This window comes from Thiofilum sp. (assembly GCF_016711335.1).
Lineage (GTDB): Bacteria > Pseudomonadota > Gammaproteobacteria > Thiotrichales > Thiotrichaceae > Thiofilum.
Window position 1 is genome coordinate 1,914,270 of record NZ_JADJTF010000001.1, and the last position, 18,505, is coordinate 1,932,774.

16 protein-coding genes are annotated in these 18,505 nt (G+C 43.7%); 13 read left to right on the forward strand and 3 right to left on the reverse strand.

Features of this window, described 5'->3' with window-relative positions; all coding sequences use genetic code 11:
* Nucleotides 1-96 precede the first annotated feature (96 nt).
* The 7 genes from ccoG to IPL34_RS09125 all read left to right on the forward strand — a co-directional run bounded on the left by ccoG (nucleotide 97) and on the right by IPL34_RS09125 (nucleotide 7,890).
* Nucleotides 97-1,506: a cytochrome c oxidase accessory protein CcoG gene (gene ccoG / locus IPL34_RS09095; protein ID WP_296840920.1), complete on the forward strand. Its 1,410-nt coding sequence runs from the start codon at nucleotides 97-99 to the stop codon at nucleotides 1,504-1,506.
* A gap of 18 nt (nucleotides 1,507-1,524) precedes the next feature.
* Nucleotides 1,525-2,379: a FixH family protein gene (locus IPL34_RS09100; protein WP_296840922.1), complete on the forward strand. Its 855-nt coding sequence runs from the start codon at nucleotides 1,525-1,527 to the stop codon at nucleotides 2,377-2,379.
* Nucleotides 2,358-4,778 carry a heavy metal translocating P-type ATPase gene (locus IPL34_RS09105; RefSeq protein WP_296840924.1) on the forward strand — a complete coding sequence of 807 codons (2,421 nt, stop codon included), beginning with the start codon at nucleotides 2,358-2,360 and terminating at the stop codon, nucleotides 4,776-4,778. Before IPL34_RS09100 ends, IPL34_RS09105 begins: the two co-directional genes overlap by 22 nt.
* Before the next feature lie 126 nt (nucleotides 4,779-4,904).
* The gene (gene ccoS, locus IPL34_RS09110; RefSeq protein ID WP_296840926.1) at nucleotides 4,905-5,111 is read left to right on the forward strand and encodes a cbb3-type cytochrome oxidase assembly protein CcoS; all 207 of its coding nucleotides are present in this window, start codon (nucleotides 4,905-4,907) and stop codon (nucleotides 5,109-5,111) included.
* Nucleotides 5,112-5,372: 261 nt separating this feature from the next.
* Nucleotides 5,373-6,305 carry a LysR family transcriptional regulator gene (locus IPL34_RS09115; protein ID WP_296840929.1) on the forward strand — a complete coding sequence of 311 codons (933 nt, stop codon included), beginning with the start codon at nucleotides 5,373-5,375 and terminating at the stop codon, nucleotides 6,303-6,305.
* 113 nt (nucleotides 6,306-6,418) lie between these two features.
* Entirely contained in the window at nucleotides 6,419-6,799 is a 381-nt protein-coding gene (locus tag IPL34_RS09120) for a Crp/Fnr family transcriptional regulator (RefSeq protein ID WP_296840932.1), read from the forward strand.
* Between the two features lie 14 nt (nucleotides 6,800-6,813).
* Nucleotides 6,814-7,890, forward strand: a complete 1,077-nt coding sequence (locus IPL34_RS09125; protein ID WP_296840934.1) for an AI-2E family transporter — start codon at nucleotides 6,814-6,816, stop codon at nucleotides 7,888-7,890.
* A 152-nt stretch (nucleotides 7,891-8,042) separates the two neighbouring features.
* Here IPL34_RS09125 and uvrB read toward each other — a convergent pair whose 3' ends face one another.
* Complete coding sequence (gene uvrB, locus IPL34_RS09130) at nucleotides 8,043-10,052, reverse strand: excinuclease ABC subunit UvrB (RefSeq protein WP_296840937.1); 2,010 nt, start codon at nucleotides 10,050-10,052, stop codon at nucleotides 8,043-8,045.
* 144 nt (nucleotides 10,053-10,196) lie between these two features.
* Between uvrB and IPL34_RS09135 the strand changes: the two genes are divergently transcribed.
* Entirely contained in the window at nucleotides 10,197-11,372 is a 1,176-nt protein-coding gene (locus tag IPL34_RS09135) for a pyridoxal phosphate-dependent aminotransferase (protein ID WP_296840940.1), read from the forward strand.
* Between the two features lie 5 nt (nucleotides 11,373-11,377).
* Nucleotides 11,378-12,136: a hypothetical protein gene (locus IPL34_RS09140; RefSeq protein ID WP_296840944.1), complete on the forward strand. Its 759-nt coding sequence runs from the start codon at nucleotides 11,378-11,380 to the stop codon at nucleotides 12,134-12,136.
* A 46-nt stretch (nucleotides 12,137-12,182) separates the two neighbouring features.
* On the opposite strand, the gene IPL34_RS09145 is transcribed toward IPL34_RS09140, so the two are convergent.
* Together IPL34_RS09145 and IPL34_RS09150 are read right to left on the reverse strand one after the other, a co-directional pair.
* Nucleotides 12,183-12,785, reverse strand: a complete 603-nt coding sequence (locus tag IPL34_RS09145) for a hypothetical protein (protein ID WP_296840947.1) — start codon at nucleotides 12,783-12,785, stop codon at nucleotides 12,183-12,185.
* Nucleotides 12,786-15,338: a penicillin-binding protein 1A gene (locus IPL34_RS09150; protein WP_296840950.1), complete on the reverse strand. Its 2,553-nt coding sequence runs from the start codon at nucleotides 15,336-15,338 to the stop codon at nucleotides 12,786-12,788.
* Between the two features lie 300 nt (nucleotides 15,339-15,638).
* On the opposite strand from IPL34_RS09150, the gene pilM reads away from it, so the two are divergent.
* Genes pilM through IPL34_RS09170 form a run of 4 tightly spaced genes read left to right on the forward strand, consistent with a single transcriptional unit; the run spans nucleotide 15,639 to nucleotide 18,497 of the window.
* A complete protein-coding gene (gene pilM / locus IPL34_RS09155; RefSeq protein WP_296840953.1) occupies nucleotides 15,639-16,691 on the forward strand; it encodes a type IV pilus assembly protein PilM in 1,053 nt (350 codons plus the stop codon).
* Nucleotides 16,692-17,264, forward strand: coding sequence for a PilN domain-containing protein (locus tag IPL34_RS09160; protein WP_296840956.1), 573 nt, complete (start codon nucleotides 16,692-16,694; stop codon nucleotides 17,262-17,264).
* A complete protein-coding gene (locus IPL34_RS09165) occupies nucleotides 17,261-17,944 on the forward strand; it encodes a type 4a pilus biogenesis protein PilO (RefSeq protein WP_296840958.1) in 684 nt (227 codons plus the stop codon). Before IPL34_RS09160 ends, IPL34_RS09165 begins: the two co-directional genes overlap by 4 nt.
* A gap of 10 nt (nucleotides 17,945-17,954) precedes the next feature.
* Entirely contained in the window at nucleotides 17,955-18,497 is a 543-nt protein-coding gene (locus IPL34_RS09170) for a pilus assembly protein PilP (protein WP_296840961.1), read from the forward strand.
* The last annotated feature ends 8 nt before the right edge of the window (nucleotides 18,498-18,505 follow it).

Below are 18,505 nucleotides of genomic sequence, written 5' to 3' on the forward strand. Positions count from 1 at the left end.
TAGAAGATGTTAAAATACCCCTTCTTCTTCACAAAGTAGTCACGGTGCTCACTAAACAACGCCACTACTTTTTTCATTTGGAGCGTAAGAGTCTTCATGAGTAATGAACAAATTATTCAACCCCATACTAAAGTACAACCCCGTAGTGTACAGGGGCGCTTTAGAACCCTTAAAACAGGCATTTTAATCTTTGCTTATGCCATGTTTTTCATTCTACCGTGGTTACGTTGGGAGCGACCTTACGGTCCAGATCAACTGATTTTATTCGATATTCCAGCGCGGCGTTACTACCTGTTTGATCTCGTCATGCATGCCCAAGATGTATTCTGGCTAACCGCCTTATTATTCTTGGCTGCGGTATTATTGTTCTTTGTGACCACCTTACTAGGGCGGGTATTCTGCGGTTATTTCTGCTTTCAGACGCTGTGGGTCGACGCCTTCCGTTTCATCGAAAGCAAAATTCAAGGGGATCGGGTAGCGCGTATTCGTTTGGATAAACAACCTTGGAATGGTGAAAAAGTCCTTAAAAAAGGCGGTACTCATGCCCTATGGTTATTGCTCTCCTTCTGGACAGGTTTAACCTTTGTGCTCTATTGGGGTGATGCTTTTGAATTAACGGCGCAATTCTTTACCGGACAAGCACCTACTGCTGCCTATGGAACTGCATTTATTCTAATGACCACTACCTATTTAGCCGCAGGTTGGATGCAGGAATATGTTTGTATTCACATTTGTCCGTATTCACGTTTTCAAAGTGTGATGTTTGATATTGATACCTTGATTGTGTCCTATGACAAAAATCGCGGCGAGGGTACAACAGGGCGTATTAAACCTATCAAAGATATGCGTGAGCGTGACAACCGTGTGGCACAGGGACATGGTGATTGTATTGATTGTGGTTATTGTGTGCAGGTATGTCCTACCGGAATTGATATTCGAGATGGCTTACAGATTAGCTGCATCCATTGCGCTCTATGTATTGATGCTTGTGACTCCATTATGGATAAACAAGGCTGGCCGCGTGGTCTAGTACGCTATACGTCAGAAAATGAATTGGGTGGTAAGAAAACACAATTCTTAAAACTGCGGACTGTGGGCTATGGTATTGCGACCTTATTAGCATCGGTTTATCTGGTATGGATGATTAGCTCGACTAAGCAGCTAGAGTTATCCATTGTGCAGGTGCGTAATCCACTCTTTGTAACACTCTCTGATGGACGAGTGCGCAATAGTTATGAGGTTAAAATTAATAATAAGGCGATGGCTCCCGCGCGTTATAAGCTCGAATTAGAGGGTTTAGAGGGTGCTGAGTTGAGTTTGGGCAATAATGTCAGTGATATTGTAGTAAAACCGGATAGTAGTCTGCGTCTTTATGCACAGGTGATTTATATGCCCCCGACCACGGGTAGTATTAGCAAAAATCGGGAATTTACCTTTAAACTAACGCCTCTTGAAGGTGAAGTGCAGCAACCTGAAGTGGTTATTTCCCATTTTATGTTGCCTTAAGGTATTGGATAATCAGGCATGGAAAATCAAAGTCTACTTTTAACATTAACACTAGGAACGGGGCTTTCTTTTGTGCTGTTCTTTGTGTTTTATCTAGGGTTAAAGCTCAGTAGTAAGCTCTCTAGTTTATTAACCATTTTAGCGGTAGAAATTATTTATATCCCGCTAGTGGCGCTGAATTGGCCCGGATTAGATGTCTTTGCGATTCATTTTGCCTTTTTTACTATGGTTCCTTATGGCTTGGGGATGATTACCAGTCAGCGCGACACCCAACGCCGTTATGATAAGTTGCAAGGTCGCCCAATGGATACTCCAGCGCAAAAATGGCGTATCCATTGGGTTCCTGCCACTATTGTAGGATTTTTTATAGTTTTGGCTTGTGTGGATGCGCTGATCATTACGCTAGCTAATAAGGGTGCAGATACGAGTTTTATGCAGCGCTTTTTGCCGGAACCTCGCTCTGGGAATGCTCCCACTTCGACCTTTCCGGGGGTGGTTTCACATAACTATAAAGAAAAATATGACCAATTTAATAGCTATATCAATCAATTAAAAGCCCAACATGATCGCGGCTGGAAGCTTACCGAAGGTTGGCAGTCCAAACCCATAGTGGGGCAAGATACTCCTTTTAAAGTGAGCTTAGTGGATCGTGAAGGTAAACCTATCACTCAAGGGCAAGCACAAGTTATTTTTCTTAGACCCTCTAATCAAAAACTAGACCAAACCCTAGATTTAGCAGAAACAGCGCCCGGACAGTATGGCACGCAAGTACAATTACCAGAGCCGGGCTTATGGCAACTGGTGATTAAAATTCAACAAAATAATCAGCTACATGAAGTGAAAGGCACAACGTGGGTTCAACCAGCCTCTTAAATTCGGGATGCTTTCACTGTGGTTTACCGATTCCAGAAGGTACTATTTATAGTGCAGAGGTATTAGGGGAAACGCGTCAATTTTGTTGTATGGGTTGCCAAGCAGTCGCTGAGGCGATAGTCGCTAATGGATTGACCGATTTTTATCGGTTTCGTACTGATGTGAGTACTAAACCAGAGGCGCTAGTACCGGAGGCTTTACGTCAATTACAGATTTATGATGAGCCGGAGCTACAAAAAAGCTTTGTACAGGTTAAAGCAGGCGAGGAGCGTGAGGCGGCTTTAATCATGGAGGGCATTGTTTGTGCTGCCTGCGTGTGGCTCAATGAACATCATGTCAAACACCTCCCCGGTGTATTAGATTTTAGAATTAATTACTCTACCCATCGCGCCACCTTGCGTTGGGACAATTCCCGTGTGGTCTTAAGCACCATTCTCAAAGCCATTTCTGATATTGGCTATTTAGCTCATCCCTTTGACCCCGGACGTATGCAAGCCCTGCAAAAGAAGGAAAAATCCATAGCCCTGCGACGGGTCGCTGTGGCAGGGCTAGGTATGATGCAGGTGATGATGATTGCCGTGGCGATGTATGTGGGAGCCTACTCGGATATGACTGAAGGCATGCGTGGCTTTCTACGCTGGATCAGTCTAATCATGACTATCCCAGTAGTCTTTTATTCTGCGGGGGTGTTTTTTACCTCGGCGTGGCGCGATTTGCGACGTGGACGCTTCGGGATGGATGTCCCGGTATCTATTGCCATAGCCGTTGCTTTTAGCGCTAGTGTGTGGGCAACGCTTTACAATACGGGTGAAGTGTATTTTGATTCGGTGACGATGTTTACCTTCTTTTTGTTGACAGGGCGTTTCTTAGAAATGCAGGCACGACATAAAGCAGGACAAGTCGCTGAAGAGTTAGTCCGCTTATTACCCGCTACGGCGATACGTTTACGTGACGGTGAACAACAAGTGGTGGCTGTTAATGCTTTAGAGATTAATGATCAGGTATTAATCAAGCCCGGCGAAATTGTGCCAGCCGATGGCATAGTGTTAGAGGGGATTAGTAGTATTAATGAGTCCCTTTTGAGTGGTGAAAGCTTACCAACTACTAAGCAAATAGGTGATACATTAGTAGGGGGTACGGTTAATTTAGAAAGCCCACTGGTGATGCAGGTACAAAAAGTCGGGGACAGTACGGTACTCGCGGCTATTATTCGTCTTTTAGAGCGAGCGCAATCGGAAAAGCCACAATTAGCACGGTTAGCTGAAAAAGTAGCTTCTCGCTTTGTGCCGCTAATTCTGATCACTGCGGTAGCCGTCTTTAGTTCTTGGCAGATGCAGGGTTCTAATGAAGCGTTCTGGATTGCTTTATCGGTATTGGTGATTACTTGTCCTTGTGCCTTTTCCTTGGCGACCCCCGCCGCGTTAACAGCCGCCACAGGTTTACTAACCTCACAAGGGGTGCTTACTACTCGTGGTCATGCTTTAGAAACCTTGGCACAAGTGACGCATGTTGTTTTCGATAAAACCGGAACCTTGACCACAGGGCATTTGGTATTAACTGCCACCCAGCCTCTAGGGACGTTAAACGTGGAGGACTGTTTAAATGTAGCCGCAGGTTTAGAGCGTGTTTCTGAGCATCCGATGGCTCAAGCCTTATTAGTCAGTGCAACCAATCCTTCTGCCGTACAAAACGTTCAAGCCTATTCGGGACGTGGTTTAGCAGGGCAGTGGAATCATGCCACGATTAGAATTGGAACGACGGATTTTGTTGCTGAATTGGTGGGCTTAGAACCGCCTAATACGCATACCGATTCTAGTCAATCCATTATTTGGCTAGGGCAACAAGGTATGTGGTTAGCCCAGTTTTCCCTGCAAGATCATATCCGTGCCGATGCTCAACAAGCCGTTCAAGCGTTGCACCAACAAGGTATTAAAGTGTCCTTACTCAGCGGTGATCATCCCCATGTAGTCACCAAGGTAGCTGAGCAATTGGGTATTAAACAAGCCCTAGGTGCACAATTGCCGGCCGATAAGTTGGCGTATTTAAAGCAGCTCCAAGAGCAGGGCGAAATTGTGGTGATGGTCGGTGATGGTGTGAATGATGCACCGGTTCTTGCCGCAGCTCAGGTGTCATTAGCGATGGGTAGTGGTTCACAATTAGCCCAAGCGAGTGCGGATATGGTGTTATTAAGTGAGCATCTGGAGCGCATTCCCTATGCGATTACGACCGCAAAACGTATGCAAACCATTATTAAGCAAAATTTTGCGTGGACGATTGGCTATAATTTAATTGCTATTCCTATTGCAGCCCTAGGTTGGGTCGCTCCTTGGCTTGCAGCTATTGGTATGTCTATGAGTTCCTTAATTGTAGTCCTCAATGCTCTAAGGCTTAAAAATTAATAATCTAGCGCGTGATAAATTGTGATAATTTTCATATAGAAAATTGAATAGCAACGTTTCATTAATTCAAATTAGATGATACATTAATTCTAAACCACTAATCCTAATGAAAGAGAATGATCTACTATGGATGCTCTTTATATGCTGATTCCTATTGCTATAGGAGTCATGTTTGTGATCGTAATCGCTTTTATTTATACGGTGAAAAGTGGTCAATATGATGATCTGGAGGGACCAGCGCATCGTATTTTAATGGATGATGATGATCCCCGTATTCCGCATCAATCTACTGAACCCCAACCAACCAGCCCCTCAGATAAATTGAAAGAGTAGTAGCTGATTTTTGCATTAGTGTTTAATTTTAAGCCTTTTGTCAAAAATTTTGCTATCCACTACGCATAACTGACTGAGATGTCCTATTCTCAGTGGTAGGTTGCTGTATAGAAAGAGTTTATTAATGTGTTGTTTTATCCGTAAACCAAGTGTTTATATCCGGTAAGGGATGACCGGATAGCCGTAACGTCGCACCATAAGCGTTATCAGGATGGGTGGTGTCGTGCTGGCTAAAAATCTCAACAAGGAGAATTGTTTTTTATGTCAGATAGAAGGTTACAGGTCTTTCATGCTGTTGCAAGACTCTTAAGTTTCACTAAGGCTGCTGAAGTATTGCATATGACACAGCCTGCCGTGACTTTCCAAATTCGTCAATTAGAGGATCAATTTGATACCCGTTTATTTGATCGTACCCATAATCGCGTCACTTTAACCGAAGCGGGGCAAATAGTTTTTGAATATGCGGAGAGGATTTTTGAGCTTTATAACGAAATGGAAAATGCCATTCGTGAAATGACGGATGATATTAGTGGTTCACTGACCATCGGTGCTAGCACGACGATTTCCGAGTATATGCTACCGGCATTATTAGGTGATTTTAAATCTAAAAACTCGGATGTGAAATTACGCCTACGCGTATCTAATACCGAGGGTATTGTGTCAATGGTGGAAAATAATGTCATTGACCTCGGTGTGGTTGAAGGACCTGTTTCTAATAAAAACTTATTGGTCGAAGTGTGCCGTCACGATGAGCTGGTATTAATTGTGCCGCCCCATCATGAATTAGCGGGCAAGAGTTCGGTATCTGCCAAAGATATTCTGAAACATCCTTTTATTTGCCGTGAAGAAGGCTCAGGTACGCGTGAAGTCACCTTAGACTATATGAGTGCACAAGGTATTGATAAACACTCCCTCAGTAGTTGCTTAGAGTTAGGGAGTCCAGAAGCCGTCAAAGGGGCCGTTGAGGCTGGAATGGGGGTCTCGATAGTGTCTAGTGCCTCGATTAGTAAAGAGTTACGCTTAGGTAGTTTAGTACCCGTTAAACTTGACCCGCCTTTAGCACGCGATTTTTCGTTTGTGCGTCAGCGTCAAAAGTTCAAAGTACCTGCTATGGAAGAGTTGCTAGAGTTTGCCCGTAATTATTGTCAAAAAGCGCAACAAGAAGATCTGGTCAACAACCCTCCTTTAGCTTAGCTGAGGGATGGTTGTACTGAGTAAGATGAGATTAAATGCAAACTAAACTATCAAAGGGTAAGCAGTTCTAAGATAATAAGCGCAGTTTTATTCTCTTTGAGTAGTTGAGATACATGTTACTAGGTTCACTCGCATCCCAAAAGCTCTCAGCTAGAGAGCAAGAGCTATTAAATCTGTTTCAATCTCTTGAGGACAGTCAGCAAAGCACCTTGTTGGCTTTTGCTAGCTTTTTAGTGAGTCGCCAAGCTCCTGCTCCTGATAAGACTCTGCCCACCCCTCAACTATTACGTAGACCCGAACAAGAAAGTGTTGTTAAGGCACTTAAGCGTCTTAAGGCTAGTTACTTTATGTTAGAGAGCGATGTATTACTACATGCCTCCTCAGCCCTCATGACAGAACACATTATGCAAGGTCGTCCTGCTGCGGAAGTGATTGATGAGCTAGAGCAATTATTTGCTAATACTTATCAACAATTGGTACTTAAAAATAGCTAAAGCTGAGGCATACTGTGCTTAAACTTATTAATGATTGGTATAACCAACACTTTTCTAATCCTCAGGTCGCTATATTAGCCTTAGTGTTGTTAATTGGCTCCAGTATTATTATTTTTACGGGTGATATTCTTAAGCCCATTTTAGCGGCTATTATATTAGCCTATTTACTAGATGGTGGCGTGGAGTGGCTAAGGCAATTAAAAATACCACGCATGATAGCCGTATTCATTATATTTAGTTTATTTCTGTTGTTGGTGACTTTATTGCTTTTTGTTTTAGCTCCAATGCTCTTAAAGCAGGCTTCACAGTTTGTGGTAGCAGTTCCTAATATGATCTCTACAGGGCAACAGGCTTTAATGCTCTTGCCTGAAAAATACCCCAATATTATTTCCGAGCAAGTAGTCTTAGAAATATTGAACTCTATTCGGACTAATGTTACTCAAGCCTCACAACAAGTATTAAGTTTCTCGATTGCTTCAGTATTTGATCTGATTGCTTTGATGGTCTATATGGTGGTAGTGCCGTTATTAGTATTTTTTTTCTTAAAAGATCGCAATACTATCTTGCAGTGGTTTGGTAATTTCTTACCAGCAGATCGTTCATTAGTGTCTAAGGTATGGAAAGAGTTAAATACTAAAATTGCAGGCTATGTACGCGGTAAGTTTCTAGAAATACTAATTGTGTGGGTAATTACCTTTATTACCTTTTTATTTTTTGGCTTGCAATACGCCATGCTCCTATCTTTCTTAGTAGGATTGTCGGTATTGATTCCCTTTGTGGGTGCGGTAGTAGTTACTATTCCAGTAGTGGCGGTGGCTTACTTTCAATGGGGTTATACCAATGATTTTATTTATGTGGTAATAGCCTATGGGATTATTCAGTTCTTAGATGGTAATTTATTAGTGCCCTTATTATTTTCAGAAATGGTTAATTTACATCCCGCCGCTATTATTATAGCTGTATTATTTTTTGGTGCGATTTGGGGTATTTGGGGGGTGTTCTTTGCTATTCCTTTGGCGACCTTAATTCATGCTATTATTAATGCATGGCCAGCTAGTCATGCCAGTGAAAGTGATTCAGTCAGCTACTAAATGAAAAAGTGCTCATCAATATCCAGCTAAAAGTAATCCTGTGTTTATGGAGCAGTCTTGGCGGCAGGAGTGCCGCCTTGAAGCATACAGGGATGTATTTACCGCGTCTGCGGAGGAAAGGCAGGGTACTTTTGGCTCCAGTACTTATAAGTCTAATCTAAACCAAATACTTGAGCGCGTAATGCTGCAATTTCATCGCGCATTTTAGCAGCTTGCTCAAACTCTAAATTCCGCGCATGGGCAAACATTTTATCTTCTAAAACTTTAAGCTGTTTAAGTGCACGCTCCGGTGATAAGGCACGATAATCGGCGTGCGTTTCAGCCACTTTCTTCTCGCCTTTCTTATTACGATGAATAGTGGCATAAGCCCCTTCCATAATATCCGCAATACGTTTTTGAATAGTGGTAGGCGTAATACCATGTGCCGCGTTATATGCAATTTGTTTAGCACGGCGACGCTCGGTTTCGCGCATAGCTGCTTTGATCGAGTCGGTGATTTTATCGGCATATAAAATCGCTTTGCCCTCAGCATTACGTGCGGCACGCCCAATCGTTTGAATCAATGAGCGCTCAGAACGTAAAAAACCTTCTTTGTCAGCATCCATAATAGCGACTAAAGTCACTTCCGGTATATCTAAGCCCTCACGCAATAAATTAATGCCAATCAGCACATCAAATTCACCCTTACGCAGGTCACGAATAATCTCCACGCGCTCCACCGTATCAATATCCGAATGTAAATAGCGTACTCGAATATCATGTTCCATCAGGTATTCAGTTAAATCCTCTGCCATACGTTTAGTCAACGTTGTTACTAGCACGCGCTCATTCTTTTTCGCTCTTAGGGTAATTTCTGACATGACATCATCCACCTGCGAGAGAATCGGGCGTACTTCAACGATAGGGTCAACTAAGCCAGTGGGACGCACCACTTGCTCAGCAATATTATCCGAATGTTCCAGTTCATAAGCGCTGGGTGTGGCTGATACGTGAATCACTTGAGTGAGTAATTGTTCAAATTCGTCAAAGCGTAAGGGGCGATTATCCAACGCAGAAGGCAGACGAAAACCATATTCGACTAATGTGGTTTTACGCGAGCGGTCACCTTTATACATCCCCCCAAACTGTGGAATAGTGACGTGTGATTCATCGACAAAAATAATCGCATTTTTAGGCACATAGTCGAATAAACAAGGGGGCGGGGAACCGGCGGGACGCTTGGATAAATAGCGCGAGTAATTTTCAATCCCAGAGCAATAGCCTGTTTCTAAAATCATTTCAATATCATAAGTAGTCCGTTGCTCTAAGCGTTGAGCTTCTACCAGTCGGTTCTCATTGCGTAATACCTCCAGACGTTCTTTAAGCTCAGCTTTAATATGCTCGACCGCTTCTAATAATACTTCACGCGGGGTGACATAGTGGGTTTTAGGATAAATCGTAGCACGCGGTACTTTACGCAATACCTCACCCGTGAGCGGATCAAAATAGCTTAGCGTTTCAATTTCATTGTCAAATAGCTCAATGCGTATCGCTTCTTTATCCGAGTCAGCGGGATGAATGTCGATCACCTCACCGCGTACTCTAAACGTACCGCGTTGTAAATCTAAGTCATTGCGAGTGTATTGCATCTCGGCTAAGCGCCTTAAAAGTGTGCGCTGATCAATCTGATCGCCACGCACTAAAAGCAGGAGCATTTTCATATACGATTCGGGATCACCCAAACCATAAATCGCTGAAACAGTTGCAACAATGATGGAGTCGGGGCGCTCCATCAAGGCGCGGGTTGCGGCGAGGCGCATTTGCTCGATATGATCATTCACGGCGGCATCTTTTTCGATATACACATCTTTAGAGGGTACATAGGCTTCAGGCTGATAGTAATCGTAATAGGATACGAAGTACTCTACGGAGTTTTGCGGGAAAAAGGCTTTCATTTCCCCATAAAGTTGTGCGGCTAGGGTTTTATTATGTGCCAAAATGATAGCCGGACGTTGAGTGGTCTGAATCACATTCGCCATAGTGAACGTTTTACCTGAACCGGTTACCCCTAATAGCGTCTGATGGAATAGACCCTGATGGAGTCCATCGACTAAAGAGGCTATGGCGGTCGGTTGATCGCCTGCTGGGGCGTATTGCGTCGCTAAAGTAAAGGCTTTTGACATAGGATGCACTTTTTCGTTTATAACTAGGCGTTAGTTGCAGTAAAATGCCCGCCGCTTTGTGAGCGCTCTTGGGGTCAGGGGCGGACATCACAGTATATCATTGATTGCTTTCCCACCTTAATAGTTAATGGTTGTAATAGGAAATTGAATATTCAATTAGCACAACGAGTAGGGCGCGTTAAACCCTCACCCACCTTAGCGATCACCGCATTAGCCGCGCAACTCAAAGCACAAGGGCGCGATATTATTGGCTTAGGCGCAGGCGAACCCGACTTCGATACGCCTGATTATATTAAGCAAGCCGGTATTGAAGCGATTAATAAAGGGCAAACTCGCTATACGGCAGTCGATGGTATTCCGACTTTAAAACAAGCCGTGCTAGATAAATTTAAACGTGACAATGGCTTAGGTTATACCCTGAAACAAGTACTGGTGTCCTCTGGTGGTAAACAAAGTTTTTATAATCTGTGCCAAGCCTTTTTAGAGGCGGGTGACGAGGTTATTATTCCAGCACCTTACTGGGTGTCTTATCCTGATATGGTGCTGTTGGCTGAAGGTGTACCCGTCATTATTACCGCAGGGCAAGAGAGTCACTTTAAACTTTCAGCAGAGCAATTAGAGGCAGCGATTACCCCACGCACTAAAATGTTCGTGATCAATAGCCCCTCCAATCCAACCGGTATGGCTTATACCGCTACTGAGTTGGCAGCGCTGGGTGAAGTATTACGCCGCCATCCACAGGTGTTGATTGCCTCAGATGATATGTACGAGCATGTGTTATTTGCGGGTAAACCGTTTGTGAATATTCTGAATGTGTGTCCCGACTTATACGAGCGCACCATTGTGTTAAATGGAGTGTCTAAAGCGTACTCTATGACTGGGTGGCGCATTGGTTATGCAGCAGGGCCACAAGATTTAATAGCAGCGATGAATACGGTGCAATCACAAAGCACCTCTAATCCTTGCTCTATCTCTCAAGTAGCCGCTACCGTGGCACTCAATGGCGATTTGAGTTTCACGCAAATGATGGTAGCTGAGTTTGAAAAGCGTCATGCCTTTGTATGCAAAGCCTTTAATGCGATGAATGGGGTAGAGTGTTTACCTGCTGATGGTACTTTTTATAGCTTCCCGAATGTAAAAGGCATGATGGAGCGTTTAGCCATGAAAACGGACGCTGAACTATCGAGCTATATACTGGATAAAGTCGGTGTAGCGGTCGTACCGGGTTCAGCCTTTGGTTTGGATAATCATATTCGTATCTCCTTTGCGACCAGTATGAAAAATCTGGAAGGGGCAATGGAACGGATTGCTGCTATTTAATAAGAATGCCTAAACGCCTACTGCATTGCTTACCAGAAGGCTGTAGCCATGTATGGTGGGGGCGCTGGTTAAATGCAGCAGGGCGTTTATTGGGCCTACATGGACGCTCTTTATTTATCCCTCCGAGTGCTAGCTCGACTACTTCTCATTCGTTGCGCCCGTTGGTGCTGTTTATGGGAGGCTCTGCGGATAGTCGGCATAAAGTCTTGCTGAATCAAGTTTTTAAGCGCTACTACGCTGCTCATGCAGCTACTCAATTGCTAGGTTATGGCACTTTTCATCAGGTCCATACCTTTATTCAATACCTCCAAGCCCACTATCAAGTGGGGCAAAAAATCGTCTTAATAGGGCATTCCTATGGAGGGTATGGAGTCATGAGTGTCACACGGCAGCTTAATGCACGGGGCATTCCAGTGGAGCTGTTGATTACGCTCGATCCAGTAGCCTGTTCGATTGTGATTCACGATCCATTATTAGGTGATCCAGTCAGTGCTCGGCAGTGGCAGCCTAGTGAGTTGCTAAACGAGTGGATAAATATCTATGTTGATTATGAGGCTATGCAGCCCTTTGCCAAACAGATCGGTTTGCCCAATATCGTGGCTTTAAAAGGTGGACCATTAAAGGCCTGTCAGTTTGCTACCAGTAATAGCGTTTTACCTATGGAGTGTTTAGGTCAGGAGCGCTATTTATTAGATGCGCATCAATGGGCAGACGCAATGTTTTATGGCATGGGTTTAGAGCAGCGTGTAGCAGAGGTGGTTTAAGTCGTGGTAGCAAGTCATTATCTGCTTTAGTCAAGAGAGATGAAAGTTAATCCATACCCTCCAATAACTCCCGTACCTTATGCGGTTCTGCGCGGCGCATGCCTTTACCTGTAATCGGACTCAGGGCAGCACTGGCAAAGCGTGGATCATCGGGAATCACCAGTAACTCTACCTCCACCTCATCTACGTAGAGGCGAAACAGCGGGTAGTAATCCTGCTTCTTACCATAATTCAGACGGCGTTCTTGGGTCTGAAAGGGGATTTGATGATCGTCTAAATACATCATCACTTCTTCCGGTGCATTAGCGCGTAATTGTAAAGTCACCGCTGATAAAGGTCCCGCAGTGCCTTCTAAAGCAGAACCTACCAATACCGGATGGAAGTCTTTTAAAAAGCTCATTGCCTCTAAAGCGATTTCACGATGATGCCGCAAAATAGCGGGTTGAGTATCGGCTTCAAATAAACGGATATGATCGTGTAGCGCTTCCTCAACTTCCTCATTGGTGGGTTGTAAATAGGACTGTAATTGTCCGAAGCGCTGTGCTGCTTTAGTTTTGGCTACCTTATAATCACGGTAACCCTCATCGTAAATTAAGCGAGCCGCTTCGGCGGCAATTTGGTGGCGTAAGTCTTGAGTATTGCTATACATTTAAAATATTTGTTCAGGTATTTCGACAGCTTCCGAGCGGGGTTGAACTGGGCGCACGGGGCGCGTGGGCTTAGGTCTCGGACGTTCATTATCAACCCTTGTGCGCGGTGTGTAAACCGTAGAATCGACTTCAGGGCTAACCTCGGTTAGTGCTGCGGTGCTTTTATACTCAAAGCGCGGGATGGGTGGAGTATAGCTATTAGGTTGTCCCGCATTAATGACGACTTTCTCGCCCGCATTGAGCGCCGTGGTTGCGTCATTTGGATTAGCATGGAGTATTGGCTCTGCGGTTTTAAGTCCTTCGGGGGCAACCCAAGCAACATCGGGACTATCACCTAACACACTTGCCATCAATTGAGTCCACACTGGCAAAGCGGCATTAGTTCCGGTTTCACCCTCACCGAGTTCTTTCATATCATCAAAACCCATCCAACTCACTGCACTATAGTCTGGAGTAATACCACAAAACCAAGCATCTTTTTGGTCGTTAGTGGTTCCGGTTTTGCCACCAATCGCTTGACGTTTCAGGATTTTAGTAGCGCTTACCGCTGTCCCTTTTTGGGTAACTTCTTGTAAGACCTGCACAGTAAAGTAATGAGTACGCTCATCCATAATGCGTTTAGCCGCTGGTTGCACGCTGGTGGCGAGTAAGGGATGAATATTATCGTTTTGCGTAGTGCAGTACTCCACATTATCGCCACAGGCGCGAGCGGGGCGGGCATTAAATAGTACTTCACCATTATTATTGGTAATACGGGTAATAAAATAAGGCTCAACTTTATAGCCCCCATTAGCAAACGTAGCATAGGCGCTAGCCATTTGTAGTGGGTTAGTCATAGCTGTACCTAAGGCTAAGGTGTAGTTATTAGGTAAGTCTTGAGGGGCAAAGCCAAAGCGCGTGGCATAATCAATCAGGGATTGCACACCTATAGCTTTTAATAGGCGTACTGACACTAAATTACGTGATTTAGCTAAGGCTTCGCGTAAAGTCGTAGGGCCAATATAGCTACCGCCATAGTTTTGTGGAGTCCAATTGCCACTGGTAGTGGGAATAGTAATAGGCGCATCATTCACAATACTATCGGGCGTATACCCTTGGGTAAAAGCGCTGGCATATAGAAAGGGCTTAAAACTGGAACCGGGTTGGCGGCGTGCTTGAGTGGCGCGGTTGAATTTGGATTGTTGATAATCAAACCCGCCGACAACGGCTTTAATAGCGCCATCTTTGGCGTCTAGTAATACGGTTGCACCACTCACTTCTGGGAGTTGGCTTAATTTTAGGCTGCCGTCGTCTTCAGTACTTAAACGTACTAGGTCACCCGCTTTTAAAACCTCATTCACCCGCTTAGGTTTAGAGCCACGCCGATCTGCGGAAATAAAAGGTCGCGCCCAGTCTACTTGTGGCAGAGCTAACGTTATTTCATCATCGGTACTGAGTAATAAACGCGCTTGTTTAGCTGAACTTTCTAATACAATCGCGGGTTGTAAGCCACCCAAAGTCTGATAGTTAGAGAGTTCACTTAATAAAGCTTCGCGGCTTTTAAAATCGCTTAAATTGAGTTTGACCTCAGCCCCTCGATAGCCATGCCGTTGATCATAATCTATTAAATGAGTGCGTACTGCTTGCACGGCGGCTTGTTGGGTTTTGGGGTTTAGTGTGGTGTAAACATGATAGCCTTGATTATAAGCGTCTTGTTGACCAAAACGTTCAATTACTGCTAAGCGTACCATTTCCACAAAATAAGCCGCATCCGCATTCATTTCAGTACGATGCACCGCAGCCGTGTTGGGGCTAGCAAGCGCTTCTTGATAGGCAGCCTCGGTAATATAGTTTTGCTGCAACATGCGCAATAAAATGTAATTTCGCCGCTCCATTGCCCGCGTAGGATTCACAATCGGATTATAAGCGGAAGGTGCTTTGGGTAAGCCCGCAATCATTGCCATTTCTGCTAGTGTGAGTTCCTGTATCGTTTTACCATAATAGGTTTCTGCCGCCGCCCCAATACCATAGGCACGATTACCTAGATAAATCTTATTCAAATACAGCTCTAAAATTTCCTGTTTAGAAAGGTTTTCTTCGATTTTTAGCGCTAATAAGGTTTCTTTCAGTTTGCGGTCAACAGTTTTTTGGCTGCCTAAAAAAGCATTGCGGGCAAGCTGCATAGTAATAGTACTCGCGCCTTGACTCGCACTTCCGGTAGACAATACCCCTTTCAAAGCACGCGCCACGCCTTTAAGGTCTATCCCATTGTGTTCGTAAAAGCGTGAGTCCTCGATAGCAATAAATGCATTGATCAGTTGGGGAGGGATAGCATTAAAAGCAAGAGGGCGGCGTAGCTCATCCCCATACTCGGCGAGTAGCTGTTGATTTTGATCATAAATGCGCATAGGCACTTGTAGCTCAATTTGATGTAGTGCGGCTTTATCAGGTAAACGGGGCGCATAGTATAAATACAATAATACTAAGCCTAATAAGCCAGTCATCAACAGTGATAATAGCGAGCCGAGCCAAGCACTCACTATAAAGGTTAGAAAGCGACCGATTAGAATCATTATTATGCCGAGTCCCTGAATAACATAATGCTTTAGCCAAGTATGCCATGCTGGGGGTGAACCGTTGTTGTACAGCGTGCTCCTTTTTGTTCGGTGGGAGAAAGTGCTTGAGTTATGAGTATTTTTAGTAGCTTTATAAAGTCACTAGAACAGTGTTTGTGCGTTTCCCGCTCATCAGAAAGAGCGGAACGTTTAATAGAGTCAAGGTAGACTTGAGCCTATAAACAGTCGCCCTAATTTAAGCTGGCTTACCCTAAAAGCGCTTAAGGCTAATTTTTAATAATAAGAGCGAGACAACCCGTGTTTTCTTTCTATCGTCGTAAAACAAACTTATTAGGCATTGATATCAGCTCCTCCGCCGTTAAGCTGGTGGAGATGGCACGTAAGGGGCGTGACTACCGTATTGAAAGCTATGCGGTAGCGGCTCTGCCCGAAGGGGTCTGCAATGAAAAAGACATTGTTGAACCGGAACCGATTGGTGATGCGATTCGCAAAGTCATTAAAGACAGCCGTACTCGTTTGCGCCATTGTGCTCTAGCCATTCCTACCTCGATGGCGATTAATAAAATTATCACTATGCCTGCTAGCATCCCGCTGGCTGAAATGGAGACCCAAATCTCTTTAGAGGCGGATCAGCATATTCCTTATGCGATGGAAGAGGTCAATTACGATTTTGAGGTCTTAGGGCCTTCTTTTAATAATCCCAACACCGTCGATGTATTACTGGCGGGTACGCGCACTGAAAATGTCGAAGTCCGAGTCGCAGCGGCAGAAATGGCTGGTTTAACGGTAGACATTGTAGACACCGAAACACATGCCTTGGAGTTGGTATTACGTACCTTAACCGATGAGCTAAATCAGTACGAGTCCGTTGCAGTGGTCGATTTTGGTGCAACCATGACCGGAATTACCGTATTTGAAAAAGGGCGTTTGACTTTTTCGCGTGAGCAGGCATTTGGAGGGCGACAATTAACTGAGCAGATTATGCACCGTTATGGTTTGACTTGGCATGAAGCGGGACTCGCTAAAAAAGAAGGTAATCTACCTGAAAATTATATTTCTGAAGTATTAGAGCCTTTTAAGGAAAATATGGTGCGGCATTTACATCGCTTTTTGCAGTTTTATTATGCATCGAGTCAGCGCGATAGCGTCAATCAAATTTTAATCAGTGGTGGTTGCTCACGTATTCCGGGGGTGGATGAGCAGATTCAGTCAGTAATTGGTACACCCGTTAAAATCGTCAATCCTTTTCAAAAAGTGGCATTAAGTAATAAAGTGAGTCCTATCCGCTTTACTAATGATATGCAAACTTTATTAGTGGCAGCCGGTTTATCCTTAAGAGGGATTGTGTAAATGGCTAGTTTGAATTTATTACCTTGGCGTGAGCGCGAGCGTGAGCGTAAAAAGAAAGAGTTTATAGCTTTATTATTAGGTACGATAGGTTTAGGCGCAGGTTTAATTTTTTTAGCTAATACCTATGTAGAAAATACGATAGAAAAACAAGAGGCGCGGAATAGCTTCCTTCAAAATCAAATTAGTGTATTAGACAAAAATATTGAAAAGATTAAAGATCTAGATACCACCCGTAAGGCATTATTAGATCGCATGTCCATTATTGAGGATTTGCAAGGTCACCGCCCCGCTATTGTCCATTTATTTGATGAAATAGCCACTGCTTTACCGCAAGGTATGTATTTGACTAGCTTAAATCAAACCGGTGATTTAATTCGTCTCACCGGTAAAGCAGAGTCTAATGCACGGGTTTCAAGTTACATGAATCGTTTAGATCAATCACAGTGGTTGAGTTCCTCTAATTTAAATCTGATTAAGATTGAAAAAGAGGCTCAGGATAAAGATGATAATAGTAAATTGCGTGATTTTAGTTTAGAGGTGTATCAAAAAACACGACGCGGTGATAAGTCATGAAACTACAAGATTTTAACTACCTAGTCGAAGATCCCGCTAGTGTGTCATGGTCGGTTAAGCTCATTGCGCTACTGATGGTATTAGGCTTTGTGTTATTTGCGGGCTACCATTTCATGATTGTAGAGCGCGTTGAAACCTTAAAGACAGTGGCTGCTAAAGAGGATGAGCTTAAGCAGACTTTAGAGTCGCGCCAACGTCGTGCCAGCCAATTGGATAGCTATGAAAAGCAATTAGAGGAAATGCAAAATTCATTTGGTAATTTGCTGCAACAATTGCCTAGTAGTACAGAAATTCCGGCTTTGATTGTGGATATTTCTGAAAAAGGCATTACCAATGGCTTAGAAATTGAGTTATTTGAACCCGCAGCAGAAACTCAAAAAGAATTCTATGCGGAAAAACCTATTAAAATTATTGCATTAGGTAGCTACCGCGAGCTGGCTATGTTTGTGAGTGATATTTCTGGCTTACCGCGTATTGTTACTATTCACGATATTAAGCTAGGTTTTGCCGAAGACCCTGATAAGCTTAAAGATAAGAAAAACGATAAAAATACTAATTTGATGGTCAATGAAAAGCCTATTAGCCGCCTAAGAATGGAGGCGGTCATTAAAACTTATCGTTATTTGGATGAAAGTGTTAAGCAAAAGGCTGAAAAGCCTAATAGTGAAAAGAAGAGTTAAGGTGATAGTTATGCCCATTAAACATTATAATAACAGCGGTATCATCTTATTAGCCCTCGCCTTATTAGCAGGATGCTCCAATGATCTGACGGATTTGGAAGCCTATGTCGAAAAAGTTAGAATGCGTGAGCCTGCTCCTATTGAGCCATTACCCACCATAAAGCCTTATGTACGCTTTATTTACCCCAGTCATGAAAATGACCCCTTTAGTATGGCGAATGTGGCTCATGAAAATATAGTAGAGCAGCAGGTAGTAAGCTCGGTTAAAATTGACGAAAACCGTACTCCTGAGTTTTTAGAAAGTTTCCCACTTGACTCATTAAAAATGGTAGGAACAGTACGTCAAAATAATGAACTTTGGGCTTTGATCCAAATTCCGGGTGGGACTATTCACCGCGTACACCGTGGAAATTACTTAGGTTTAAATCGTGGTAAAATTTTAAAAATTGAAGAGGCGCGAGTTAATCTACTAGAGATTGTGGATAATGGTTCTGGTGGTTTTAAAGAGCAGGAAAACTCAATCGCCCTATTTGACCCCAAAAATAAAGGCTAAGAGTGCCG